General features: G+C 52.8%; 9 protein-coding genes, 2 tRNA genes and 1 pseudogene. 8 read left to right on the top strand and 4 right to left on the bottom strand.

Annotation, left to right across the window (positions count from 1 at the left end; all coding sequences use genetic code 11):
- Positions 1–574: pseudogene (locus OGY18_RS05885) on the top strand (IS3-like element ISSen4 family transposase); the annotation flags it as partial.
- Between the two features lie 166 nt (positions 575–740).
- On the opposite strand, the gene OGY18_RS05880 reads toward OGY18_RS05885, so the two are convergent.
- A tRNA-Ser gene (locus OGY18_RS05880) sits at positions 741–830 on the bottom strand.
- 93 nt (positions 831–923) lie between these two features.
- Here OGY18_RS05880 and mtfA point away from each other — a divergent pair.
- The 3 genes from mtfA to OGY18_RS05865 all read left to right on the top strand — a co-directional run bounded on the left by mtfA (position 924) and on the right by OGY18_RS05865 (position 3,320).
- Positions 924–1,688 (top strand): DgsA anti-repressor MtfA, encoded by a 765-nt coding sequence (gene mtfA, locus OGY18_RS05875; protein ID WP_126317759.1) that lies wholly within the window; start codon positions 924–926, stop codon positions 1,686–1,688.
- A 132-nt stretch (positions 1,689–1,820) separates the two neighbouring features.
- Positions 1,821–1,896: transfer RNA gene (locus OGY18_RS05870), tRNA-Asn, on the top strand.
- Positions 1,897–2,057: 161 nt separating this feature from the next.
- Positions 2,058–3,320, top strand: coding sequence for a tyrosine-type recombinase/integrase (locus OGY18_RS05865; RefSeq protein ID WP_286552247.1), 1,263 nt, complete (start codon positions 2,058–2,060; stop codon positions 3,318–3,320).
- Positions 3,321–3,945: 625 nt separating this feature from the next.
- Here OGY18_RS05865 and OGY18_RS05860 read toward each other — a convergent pair.
- Complete coding sequence (locus OGY18_RS05860; protein WP_286552245.1) at positions 3,946–4,833, bottom strand: integrase domain-containing protein; 888 nt, start codon at positions 4,831–4,833, stop codon at positions 3,946–3,948.
- Positions 4,834–5,104: 271 nt separating this feature from the next.
- Between OGY18_RS05860 and OGY18_RS05855 the strand changes: the two genes are divergently transcribed.
- A complete protein-coding gene (locus OGY18_RS05855; RefSeq protein WP_286552243.1) occupies positions 5,105–5,227 on the top strand; it encodes a hypothetical protein in 123 nt (40 codons plus the stop codon).
- 465 nt (positions 5,228–5,692) lie between these two features.
- Here the strand turns inward: OGY18_RS05855 and OGY18_RS05850 are convergent, their stop codons facing one another.
- Positions 5,693–5,914, bottom strand: a complete 222-nt coding sequence (locus OGY18_RS05850) for a helix-turn-helix domain-containing protein (protein ID WP_286552241.1) — start codon at positions 5,912–5,914, stop codon at positions 5,693–5,695.
- Positions 5,911–6,372 carry a hypothetical protein gene (locus tag OGY18_RS05845; RefSeq protein ID WP_286552237.1) on the bottom strand — a complete coding sequence of 154 codons (462 nt, stop codon included), beginning with the start codon at positions 6,370–6,372 and terminating at the stop codon, positions 5,911–5,913. The genes OGY18_RS05850 and OGY18_RS05845 overlap by 4 nt, the downstream gene beginning before the upstream one ends.
- Before the next feature lie 445 nt (positions 6,373–6,817).
- Here OGY18_RS05845 and OGY18_RS05840 point away from each other — a divergent pair, with 445 nt between their 5' ends.
- The 3 genes from OGY18_RS05840 to OGY18_RS05830 are packed head-to-tail and all read left to right on the top strand — an operon-like array spanning position 6,818 to position 12,770.
- Positions 6,818–7,597 (top strand): DUF4123 domain-containing protein, encoded by a 780-nt coding sequence (locus OGY18_RS05840; protein WP_286552235.1) that lies wholly within the window; start codon positions 6,818–6,820, stop codon positions 7,595–7,597.
- A gap of 15 nt (positions 7,598–7,612) precedes the next feature.
- The gene (locus OGY18_RS05835; RefSeq protein ID WP_286552233.1) at positions 7,613–12,448 is read left to right on the top strand and encodes an RHS repeat-associated core domain-containing protein; all 4,836 of its coding nucleotides are present in this window, start codon (positions 7,613–7,615) and stop codon (positions 12,446–12,448) included.
- A 1-nt stretch (position 12,449) separates the two neighbouring features.
- Positions 12,450–12,770, top strand: a complete 321-nt coding sequence (locus OGY18_RS05830; RefSeq protein ID WP_286552229.1) for a hypothetical protein — start codon at positions 12,450–12,452, stop codon at positions 12,768–12,770.
- Positions 12,771–12,950 lie beyond the last annotated feature (180 nt).

Raw genomic sequence — 12,950 nt, 5'->3', positions numbered from 1 at the left:
CAGAAGACGTCGTAAAGGGCTGGCAACAGAACGTCTGCCGCTGCTCCGTCCGGCGGCGCCCAATCTGACCTGGTCGATGGATTTCGTCATGGACGCACTTTCCACCGGTCGCAGGATCAAGTGTCTTACCTGCGTCGATGATTTCACAAAGGAATGCCTGACGGTCACTGTTGCCTTTGGGATTTCAGGCGTTCAGGTCACGCGTATTCTGGACAGCATTGCACTGTTTCGAGGCTATCCGGCGACGATAAGAACTGACCAGGGGCCGGAGTTCACTTGCCGTGCACTGGATCAATGGGCCTTTGAGCATGGTGTTGAGTTGCGCTTAATCCAGCCGGGCAAGCCAACGCAGAACGGATTTATTGAGAGCTTTAACGGACGATTTCGCGATGAATGTTTGAATGAGCACTGGTTCAGCGATATCGTTCATGCCAGGAAAATTATTAATGACTGGCGGCAGGATTATAACGAATGCCGCCCGCACTCCACGCTGAATTATCAGACACCGTCTGAATTTGCAGCGGGCTGGAGAAAGGGTCATTCTGAGAATGAAGATTCCGACGTTACTAACTGAGTGTTGTATCTAATCGTGGGGGCAGGTCATGGTGAGTTTAGTCATTTCCGCTATCCTTGCAAAATATTGAAAGGGGGGGATCAGTTTTTATACCAAGCGAATATACCAACACTTTACCAAGTGTGACATCTGTCGTTGTAGTGAAACGACATAAGTGCTTGAATAGTGGCGGAGAGAGGGGGATTTGAACCCCCGGTAGAGTTGCCCCTACTCCGGTTTTCGAGACCGGTCCATTCAGCCGCTCTGGCATCTCTCCGTTTTGGCGGTTGCCATGATGCCAGGTAATTTGGCATTTTAACAGACCCCGTTCCGTCAATTTCGTTCAAGTGACGAGTTTGCGAGCAAAACGATGATTAAGTGGCCCTGGAAAGAGCAAGAAACAACCCGGAGTGACGACTGGCCGTGGGACGACGCCCTGGCTATTCCTCTTCTGGTGAATCTCACCGAGCAAGAACAAGCCAGGCTTATCGCCCTGGCCGAGCGCTTTTTACAGCAAAAAAGACTGGTAGCACTTCAGGGGTTTGAACTTGACCCACTGAAAAGTGCGCGCATTGCGCTGCTTTTCTGTTTACCTGTTCTGGAATTAGGGATCGAGTGGCTCGACGGGTTTCATGAGGTTCTCATCTACCCTGCCCCGTTTGTCGTAGACGATGAATGGGAGGACGATATTGGGCTGGTGCATAATCAACGCGTTGTACAGTCCGGGCAGAGCTGGCAACAAGGTCCGATAATCCTTAACTGGCTCGATATTCAGGATTCTTTTGATGCCTCCGGCTTTAATCTGATCATCCATGAAGTGGCACATAAGCTTGATATGCGTAATGGCGACCGTGCCAGCGGTGTTCCGGCAATCCCCCTGCGCGATATCGCCAGTTGGGAGCACGACCTGCATGCCGCAATGAATAACATTCAGGATGAAATTGATCTGGTCGGTGAAACCGCATGCAGTATAGATGCTTACGCAGCAACAGACCCGGCCGAATGCTTTGCCGTTCTATCGGAGTATTTCTTCAGTGCCCCTGAATTATTTGCACCACGCTTTCCGGCCTTATGGCAGCGTTTTATTCAGTTTTACCGCCAGAACCCCATGGAGCGGTTACGCGATACCCGCTAAGATGGCTATTATCGCTCACCAAATGTGCATTAACGCTGAATTTGAAGATTAATTAACCAATTGAAATGACGCGCTAATTTTACTGTTGACACCTCATGGTGAGGTCAGTAATATGCGCCTCGTTCACACGATTCCTCTGTAGTTCAGTCGGTAGAACGGCGGACTGTTAATCCGTATGTCACTGGTTCGAGTCCAGTCAGAGGAGCCAAATCCCTGTTTTCAGGCGTGCTTATAAGTCCCTATTTAATTAGGTTTCAATGAGTTAGCGTGAAAATATTTCCCGATGCGTATCTGGTTTTCCCTCCGCATCCAGCGAAATTGGTGGTCTGATTTGGGGTCATTTCAGTTCGATAATGGAGTGACCACCATATGTCCCTGTCCGACGCGAAAATCCGCAGTATCAAGCCTTCTGATAAACCCTTTAAACTGACCGATTCTCATGGTCTGTATCTGCTTGTCAATCCGGGCGGTTCACGCCTCTGGTATCTCAAATATCGCTTCAACCGAAAAGAATCCCGCATTGCCTTAGGTGCCTATCCGCAGGTCTCGCTTTCCGACGCCCGCCAGCAGCGCGACGGTATCCGTAAACTACTGGCGCAGAATATCAATCCTGCACAACAGCGTATGACTGAAAAAGCCGCCGCATCACCGGAAAAATGCTTTGAGGCCGTTGCGGTGGCATGGCACAAAACCAACAAGAAATGGTCGGCTGACTATGCAGAGCGCATCCTCGCCAGTATGAAAAATCATATCTTTCCGGCAATTGGTCATCTGCCCGTCACGATGCTGAAAACGCAGCATTTCACGGCGTTACTGAAAGTTATCGAGGATAAAGGCTTTCTGGAAGTCGCGTCCCGTACCCGGCAGCAACTCTGCAACATCATGCGTTACGCCGTGCAGCAAGGGCTGACTGAAAACAATCCGGCACTGCATCTGGAAGGCGTCACCGCGCCGCCGATAAAAAATCACTATCCTGCCCTGCCTCTGGAACGGTTGCCCGAGCTGCTGGAACGTATCGGAGACTATCAACAGGGGCGGCAGTTAACAAGACTGGCGGTAGCGCTGACCCTGCATCTGTTTATACGCTCCAGTGAACTGCGCTTTGCCCGCTGGAGCGAAATAGATTTCAGACACAAAATCTGGACCATCCCCGCCACACGGGAAACGATTGAGAAAGTCCGTTTCTCTGGTCGCGGCGCAAAAATGCGCACCCCACATATCGTGCCGCTTTCTCGTCAGGCTATAGCCATTCTGAAGCAGATAAATGAAATCTCCGGGCATCTGGAACTGGTATTTCCCGGCGACCATAACCCGTATAAACCGATGAGTGAAAATACCATCAACCGGGCGTTGCGTCTGATGAGCTACGATACCAAAACCGACGTCTGCGGGCATGGCTTCCGGGCAATGGCCTGTAGCGCGCTGGTTGAATCCGAACTCTGGTCGCGGGATGCCGTGGAGCGGCAGATGAGTCATCAGGAGCGCAACAGCGTGCGAGCAGCATATATACATAAAGCGGAACATCTGGATGCCCGCAAGGCCATGATGCAATGGTGGTCAGACTATCTGGACGTGAGCCGCGAAGGATACATTGCCCCGTATATTTATGCGCGGCGGCATAAGGCAGCCTGAGCCAGTAGCAGTATAATTTGTTAAAAATGAAAAAGCAGATCCTGATTGAATTCGGATCTGCTTTTTGCATTGAAAGGATTTATCTTCAATTTTTGGGTTATTAATCGGAAAGTGTACAGAATTATTCTACGTAGAATAATTTTGTACGAAAATCTATCAATACTTCACGCATCAATAGGTAAATATCAAAAATTATTCACAGTGAATAATTTCAGGCGACAGCTGCCAGATAATCTGCACCAGAAACTGATTTGCCGATACGCCATAACTGCACCAGTTCAATGTCACCATTTATCTGCACCAGTTTGCCGTCGCCTGTCTATGTCAGGATTGCACCAGATACCACCGGATAAATACCGATCTGTGCCAGCTTTATCCTTTTAAGCCCTTTGGCCTTTTCCGGTCTGGCGCTGTTACCCTTAGTCGCCCTTTACCTTTATCGGGCCTTTTTCATTTTGCTGGCGCAATCACCAGAAAAAATACCGTAGTCCTGCACCAGAAGCCTGTTAATAGGCCATACCGTTCGTAAGTACCGTTATTAAGAGGAAACAGTACAAAAAATTTTGGCCCCAAAATTTTTTGTACGAAAACCAATGAATAACCTCATATTGCAAGTCTGAAGCTATCAATCACCACCATCCTTTCTTCCGTAAACCTGCGCGACATACCGTCCGCGCCCGTCGCCATGCCCCAAATCCATCGCCGTCATCGCCAGCGCTTCCTTCTCACAAAATCCCTGCGCCAGATAATGACTAATGGCATCCTGCGCCCACGCATAGCGCAACGAGTGCGGAGAGTATGCGCCCGTTAAGCCAAGACACGACGCCTGGCTGTGCCAGTATTTCATGGCGCTTTTAAGATCCGGCTTATCTATTAGCCTGCCGTGGCGATCTTCTGCCACAGCCAGCGCATTATCCAGCGCTTTTCTGACTGCGCCAGCATCAAGAATAATCGTCTCGCGAGGCCGTCCGCCTTTGGTGCCGAACACCACGGTTAAGCGAGTGTCACCACGCTCCAGCGCCTGCCGCCACGTTTTCAGCGACTGTACGCTCTGCACCGCCTCCTGCGAACGTAATCCCATCAGCCTTGAGAGTTCCAGTGCTGCCGCCAGTCCCGGATCTTTTACGCGGGCCGTCTCCAGCACGTCACGATAGTGCTCCGGCGTGATCGCCAGCTTTATACCGTTGCGGGATGCGCCAGACAGACCAAGAGAACGGTTGTTCAGCCGCTCACTCTGCGCCAGCCTGTCACGCCCGGCCTGTTTCAGAATGCAACGTATCGCTGCCATCTCATTTTGCAGGGAACGCTTTGTAATGCCCTGCGCCAGCCGTTCACGGACATAGCCTTCAATATGCCGCGCCTTAAGCTGCTCTACCCGCCGGATCTGCACATTCTGCGTCAGAACCAGACGTTCACAAAACCGCTGCGCCAGCTTAATGCGGTCGTGAACGGTTTTATGGCTGCCGCCCGCCTGCTGTGCAAGACGCTTCATTTCCTGCTCCAGTATTCCCACACATTCCCCTTTTCATGATTGCCGCAAACTCATTCCCCAAAAATCCAAAACTGATACAGCTTTCCCCGGCGCACAGGCCGATAGCCCCTGTTTTTTTGTCGGGGCTGCGAACGATACCTGAGCGCCGGGGCGGCAGCCGTTGAGGTGTGGTGGGGCTTCGGTTGTGCTCTCTGAGCAGCCGCCCGCGTTAGCGGGTCATCCCCCGGATCGTCCGGATCCGCCTCGGTATCGGTTCATGTTCTCCTTATGGGTAAAATGGCCTGAAAAGGCAGTGTCAGAATCCAGCCATGAGCTGGCGCAGTTGAGTTGTCTGGTGCAGGTCGAAAAGGCTGCGTGCGTCACTTTCCCGCTCTGCGCGGTTAAAGTGACGCACTGGCACTGGTGCAGCGTTTAAACGTTGCGTTTCTGGTGCAGTTTTACGGCCACGCGGCAGCAAAGCCTTCGGCAATGCAGGCCGCAGCCCGTAAAGGTATAAGACGCTGAAGGTGTCAGCAGATACAGGTTAGTCGGGAAAATTCCGGCGCGGTGCAGATTCAGACCAGCAGGCTGGCGCAGTAAAAGGATATGTCGCGTTAAAACTCGGGCCTCCGTCGCGATGTTCTGCAACCCGGTGTTTGCAGAGGTCTGCACCGGTAAACGGACAACCGTCCTGATAACAGGCGCTTCTTTCAGGTTGTGAAGCGTTGGGCGCTGTCAACGACAGCATGGAGCCGGAGAAAGACTATGCCAGTGCTGCTGGTGCAGAAAGGAAAAACTGTTTTTGCGTCAAAGAATTTTTTGTGAACTTGAATTACCGCGCTTCGCTTGCCTTCTCCCGATCTTCTGACAGCAAAGCCATCAGAAGATCGGGAGAGATGATTTAGCCATTTTCAGGCTTACGGTAGCGGGAAGGCCAGATTTGCTCTGGCGCAGTACCCAACGCATCGGCGATCAACCTTTCGCCTTTGGGCCAGTGCCTTATCAGCGCGTTTGCCAGCGTGGAGGATGCCAGCCCAGCCTTGCGGGAAACGGCGGACAGCGACGTCCCCTGCTTTTTCAGTGCCGCGATAATATCGGCAGAATGCCAGTCCGGTTGCATCATGTTGCTTCCCCATCAATAAACTTCACGCCCTCAGCGGTACGCAACCAGCGCGGGGCAGTGATTTCATCAGAGAAATAGTGGATCAGATCGTACAGCAGGCAACCGAGGTAATCCCGAGTTTCCGGTAACAGCCCCTGTCCCGTCAGTACCTGTGTCAGGGCAAGGCAGTAGTGACAAAGTTCACTACATTCGGGATCGAAACGCGGTGAGCAGGTGGGGAGCGTATCAACGGTCAGGCTCTCCATCATGTGATCCGGGATCGGATCGAGCAGTGAGGGCTGAAGCAGTCGCAGACAGGCGTGAAGCCTGCCGCAAAGCGCCATTTTCAGCGTAAGATCGTCGTGTTCGATCAGGATTTCGGCGAACTGTTTGCAGTGTTCTGCCAGTACAGTGAAATCCGTGGCGGCATTGAAGGGAACGGAAAGTAACGGGTGTGTTTGAGCGGGGATCGTAGCCATAGTGGCAGCCTCCTGTAACGGGTTAAAAACCCACCACCAGAGGTTCCAATCTCATGGTGGTGGACTGAACGGGGTTGGAACTACCGGCGTTACAGGCAACCGGCGCACCTTACGGTGCCCCCGCCCAGCCCACCATTGAGGTATAGCCAAGCGCACGACATAAAAAAAGACGCGGGCGCGTCGTATGTCGCCTGTAACATTTCTCAGGGTTCCAATCCCGGCATCTGATTTTGCAGGTGCGAATAAAGGATACTGTGATTACAAACAAACAACAATAGAACATCCCTGAATACATCCCGCAAATTCAATACCCTCGTCTTATTTATTGATATTAAAACGCTTTTCCCGTTATTTGAATAAGCTCACAGTTTTATACCTGGCTACTGATACCATCCGAAACTATTTGAAATCTTATAGTTTACATGTCAAGGAGCCTGTTCCCAATATGGATATTTCCCTCCCTCTGCGCCAGTGGCTGGACATCACCGCCACGTCAAATATGCCGCTGTACGCCATTCTGTCTAACGTCAGCGAAGCAAAACCGGTTCGCGAATACTACCTTCATGACGGCAGCCAGACCCCGACCGGCCTGTACAGTGCCACGCCGTATGCCAACTGGACGGAGGCGATGCCGATGATAGTCAGGCTGAACGAAAACAGCCCATTTCTTAAATGGGTGGAAACCACAGAGCATAAAAACTGGGGCTGGCTGGCGCGCTCGCCCATGCCGTTTGAGCGCATCCTGCAACATCTGCGCGGGCTGATAAAAGTGTTTTTGCCCGACGGCAATGACATGTTCTTTCGCTACTGGGATGGTAAATGGTTCGCAGAGCAACTGCGCTTTATGGGCGATGACTGGCGCGAAGTGATGCCACCGTTCGCCTTCTATTTCGTCAACGGCGAAGACTTTACTGTTCATATTACCGGTCAGGGGGAGCCCAAAACCTCTCCGTGGTGGCGGGTGCCGCAGGCGCTGATCGACGCCATGATGCAAAAGAACAACACCCCGCTGGTGGACAGTATTCTGCGCAAACTGAACGACAATCATGCTGAACTCTGTGAACCATTCCCCAAGACGGTGTTACGCCAGAAAATCACCACATGGCTTCGTTCCTCGTCGCAGGACATCCCCGCCCTTATGGCGAAACTCGTTGCATCGTTACAACAGGAGCGCACAGCGATGGCTCAGCCCTTTGAGTTTACCGACTCCACTTCAGACCGTTAATCAGGACGATAACTTATGCTGACTGCATACATCCAGGGCATTGAAGACGAACTGGCGTCATTCAAAAACAAAACCCTTATTGATAAAGACTACCGCAACGCCATCAGTTCATGGGCGGCAAAAGCCTTTGACAACGCCTCATCAGCCTTTGACGGCCCGACACTGGAAATGGACAAAGTCGTGTCCATGAACGGCAAATCCACCACCGTCAGCGGCAGCGACGATAATTTCTCCGTCGGCGCCATGCCCTGTCCCAAGTCCGGTGAAATCCGCGTCAGACTGGCGCACGAATCCACCATCGACCTGCCCATCCCTGGCGTTGAAGTCAAATTGTATGAGGACAAAGACTGGGCCAAAGATAAGGAAGTCAAAAAGGGAAATACCAACGAAAACGGCGAAGTGGTGTTCTCCGGTCTGGAGCCGGGCAAGCTGTATTACCCCATCGTGACCGACAACAATCTGGTTGAAAACAACAAAACCATGATACGGGCTTACGATGAGCATATGCTGGCGCTGTACCAGTCCATGTCGACCCGCTGGGAAGAATACAAACCACAGTGGCAGCAAAGTAAGCTGGGGGCGGCAATACTGAAAAGTTTTGGCAAGGGTCTGGAAGATGGATTATGCAGCATATGGAGCGACGCCAAAACCGCTTATAACGTCATCACCAATCCGAAAAAATACGCCACCAAAATCTATGAGGAAGCCAGTAAACTGTACGCCCAGGTCGGTCAACTGGAAAGTGCCGATATCGAAGCCATTCTGACCTCCAGCAAGAAGATGGCCCGCGAACTGTTCGCCCTGTTCAATGATGAAGCCATGCTGTACCTGCTGGCACGCAGCGTTATCCTCAACCTGCGAATGTACCCGTGGGGAGAACTGCTGGTAAAAGTCGCCGGGATAGGCGGAAGCATGATTGGCGAGATGCTGATTGGCGTGGTGTTCGGGGCGCTGATGTCGCTGATTGCCGGGCCGCTGGGCATCGCCTATCTGGCCTACCGCCTCGGCAGGGCATTCAAAAAAGCGCTGCATCTGGTGCAGGAAGTCTGGGCAGTGCTGACAAAAATCATGAAGTCCAGTATCGAACTGTTGAAGAAGGCGTTTGAGAAAACCCGCAACATCAACCACCGTCGCCAGATTAACGCGCCGCTGTCCAAAAACAAGCAGGTGGATCTGGGCTCCAGCCATCCCTCCGAGCTTGGGATTAAAACGAAAGACGCCGACACGCCGGGTACGACGCCGAACGATAAGCCAAATGATAAAACGAATGATACCTGCATTAACGGTTGCCCGGTTTCAATGGTCACCGGTGAAGAACTGCTCAGCCTGAATGACACCCGCCTTCCCGGCGTGTACCCGTTTACCTTTACCCGTCAGTACCGTACCAGCGCGGTAGCGTGTTCATCGTCCTTTGGTCACGGCTGGAGCCACAGCCTGCAACACCGGGTGACATTTACCGCCGACGGCATTCGCTGGACAGACCATGAGAATCTGACCACTGAACTGCCGCTGCCGGACAAGGATATTCCTGCCGCCCGCAACCGCATGGCGAAAGCCGCCGCCTGGCTGAGTCAGACCGATGACGAATACCTGCTGACCTCTTCATCGCTTAACGGCTGGATAATGCACATACAGCGCGAGGGAGATAGCGGTAAAGTAACCGGCTTCTCGCAGGGTAAACAACATCTCCTGCTGCACTACCGCGACGGACTGCCCGTAAGGCTGGAAAACCCGGCAGGCGTTTCCCTGTTGCTGCGTTATCAGCAAACGGAGAACGGCCCGCGGCTGCACGAACTGTATCTGGCGTATGACCCCACGGCAGAAATCCGCCCGCCGGAGTTGGAGAAAGACGAAACCCTGCTGCTGATGCAGTATACGTATGATGAACGGGGCCAGCTCAGCGCCGCCGCCAACGCCGCCGGGGAAACCGAGCGCTACGAATACCGCCCTGATTACGTGTTTGAAAAACGCACCCTTGCCGGAGGCGCTGAGTTTTACTGGCAGTGGGAAGGCGAAGGCAAACAGGTACGTGCCGTGCGTCACTGGAGCAACCTGCCAAACCTTGACCGCCGCTACGAGTGGGATACGGCTAAAGGTGGAGTGACTGTCGTCTATGAAGACGGCTCGCAGGAAGTCTGGCAGCACGATAAAGAGACTGCCCGCCTGACGCGCAGCGTCACGCCAGATGGCGCGGTGAAGAAAAAACGTTATGGCAAACGCGGCGAACTGCTGGAAGAAACCGGCCCCGGCGGTGAAGTCACCCGCTACAGCTACAACCACGACCTGCTGGTGACCCGCATCACCCATCCTGACGGGCAGGTCACCCGCCAGCACTGGTCATTTGGTCGCCTGCTGGAGCGCATCCGCGTCAGTGCCGATATGCTCGAAAAACAGCGCGAATCGTGGAAATATGACTCCGATGGCAACGTTATCACTCACACCAACGCCGCTGGCGACCAGTGGCACTATGAATGGGACGAAACCGGTAATCTGGTCACCATCCGCCACCCGGACGACAGTCGCGAGACCTGGGCGGTCAACGCCCTCGGACAGGTGACGGAATACTGCAACCGCGCCGGGGAAACCACCTGGTACCGCTACAACGCGCAGGGACTGCTCACTGAAGAAAACCACAGCGCGCCGGACACACCGGGAGCTGAGCACAGCGTCACCCACCTGCACTGGAACGCGGCCGGACGGCTGGCTACCGTGGAATGGTCCGATGGCTCCCGCCGCCAGTGGCGCTATAACCCCTACGGTCAGGTGACGGAAGAGACCGATGAAAACGGCCTTGTCACCCGTTATCACTACCATCCGAACTCGGCGCTGGTGCAGCGCGTGCAGTACCCGAACAACAGTTCGCTGGAATACCACTACAACAACATTCACGGGCTGGTCAGCGATATCATCAACCATAAGGGCGAGCGCTATCACCTTGAGTACACCCCTTCCGGCAGGCTGCAGGAAGAGCGCACCTTTGACGGTCGCCGCCTGAGCTATCTTCACGACCTGAACGGGCGCATCGTGAAACGCACCGAGTATGGCGACAGCGGCAGCGAAGAGACGGCGCTGACTACCGGGTATGAATACGATGCCGCCGGTCGGCTCATTACCCGCATCCGCCCGGACGGGCAGAAAGTGCATTATGAGTACGACGGTTTCGGCCGCCTGCACGTAGCGGATGACGGCCGCTGGCCGCTGGCCTGGGGCTACGATGCCTGCAACCGCCTGACGCAGGAGCATCAGGGCTTCGCCAGCCAGTATTATGCCTATAACGCCGACGGCCAGCTCAGCCATATGCGCATGGTGGACGGCAACATCCTGAAGATGGACTACCAGAACGGTGAGCTGTTCCAGATTATCCATAACGGGCTGGTGCTGAGCGAACACCAGTGGCAGCGGGGACGGGAAACCCGCCGTCTGTTCGGCAGCCAGCACCAGAACCACAGCAAGTGCGGACTGTACAACGACTACGACAGCCAGCAGCGCCTTATCAGCCAGCGGGCGCGGCAGCGTGACGGGGAAGGCGATATTCTCCGGCGGGATTACCAGTACGACCCGGCGGGCAACCTGCAACAAATTCTGGACTCGCGCAAAGGCACCCGCACCTTCACCCGCGACCTGAAAAACCGCCTCGCCACCGCCCGCCATGAACCGCACGCCCACCTGCGCGACGGTCTGCCGGAAGACCCGCGCTGGAACGCCCTGCACGAGGAGTTCAGCTTTGACGGCGACGACAACCTGCTGGGCATGAATATGCCGCCCGAGGGGGGCGAACATCCGGCGAAGGTCAAAGGTGACCGCCTGCTGTTACAGGGCGACCACCACTACGAGTATGACGAGTTCGGTAATCTCATCGCTGACCGCTGGGGCAAGGCACAGTGCAGGGAGCACCGGTTTGAATGGAACTGCGAGTACCGCCTGGTGCGCTTTACCGACGTGCGCCACTATGACGATGAGGGCTTTCCGCGCCACACCCTCACCCACTCATGGCGCTATGAGTATGACGTCTTCGGCAGGCGTATCCGCAAGACCGACGAGGAAACCGGCAAATCCACCTTGTTCTTCTGGCAGGACGACAGGATGGTCACCGAGTGCGATGAAGCACACGCGGATTTTACCCCCAGCCTCATGTTTAACCGACACACGAAAGCCACTGACTTTGACTGCACCAGCTACCTGTACGAGCCAGGCGGCGAGTTCCGCCCGCTGGCGCAGATTAAGGGACGCGGTGTGGGCAGCACCATCAGCTACTACGTCAATGACCATATCGGCACCCCGCAAGAGCTGCTGGACGAGGACGGCAACGTGGTGTGGAGCGCCATTTATCGCGCTTACGGCCACGCGGAAATGCAGGCGGGTATCCGCCAGCCATTAAGGTTTCAGGGGCAGTACACCGATGAGGAATCGGGGCTGCATTATAACCGCTATCGGTACTATAATCCGTTGAGCGGGCGATACCTGACACCAGATCCAATTGGATTATCGGGGGGGATCAACCATTATGCTTATGTTCCTGATCCGCTGGGGTGGGTTGACCCACTGGGATTGGCCTGTGTCCAGACTGGAGATAAAACACCCAATGGTCGTGAATTTACAGAACATGGTGCCCAACGAGCAAATGAACGAGGATTTACGCCTGAATCAATCGATAACATTATAAATAATAATAGAAAAAACAGAGTTAAGGAAATAGATCCCGAAACAGGAAGAACACAGTGGCGCTATCAAGATGCCAGAGGAAACACAGTGATTACAAATGAAGCCGGAGATAAAATTGTCACAGTATACTCCTACCCCCAAGGTGCTGCTGAAGGGATGTATATCCCAAAATTAAAATTTGAGAGGTGAGATGATGTTTCAATCAATAAATGAAATTAGCTTATTTAAAGAGTCGGGAATATCAACTGATATTAATGTCATTCTCAATGAAAATAAAAATATACTATCGTTTAGTATATCCTCAGATGAAAATAAATACTTTATTGATATAGAGTTAATAAATAAGACAAAAAAAGAAATAGAAAATGCTTTTAATATGTTTGTTTCTTTTATGAAATATTCTCATATAGTTTGTTACCAGAAACACATTAGAGATGAAAATGTTGTTTATGAGTTTATCACTGCAAATGAACAAATGAGAGGTTTTTTCTGTCGTCTTTCTTTTAATTAATTTGATGGAAATTTTTATTATAATACAGATAGCCATTTAACTATCTGTATTATAACTCACTTTCAAGGAACAGTATGAGGAGTATGGGTGGTCTGAATACCTACAGTTATTTGCTTGATCCGCTGGGTTAGATAGATGTCCGGTAACAAAATATGAAGTCAGTACTTATGATGATCTAAA

This window comes from Citrobacter sp. Cpo142 (assembly GCF_030332425.1).
Taxonomy (GTDB): Bacteria; Pseudomonadota; Gammaproteobacteria; order Enterobacterales; family Enterobacteriaceae; genus Citrobacter; species Citrobacter portucalensis.
This window is presented reverse-complemented; position numbering and strand designations above follow the sequence as displayed.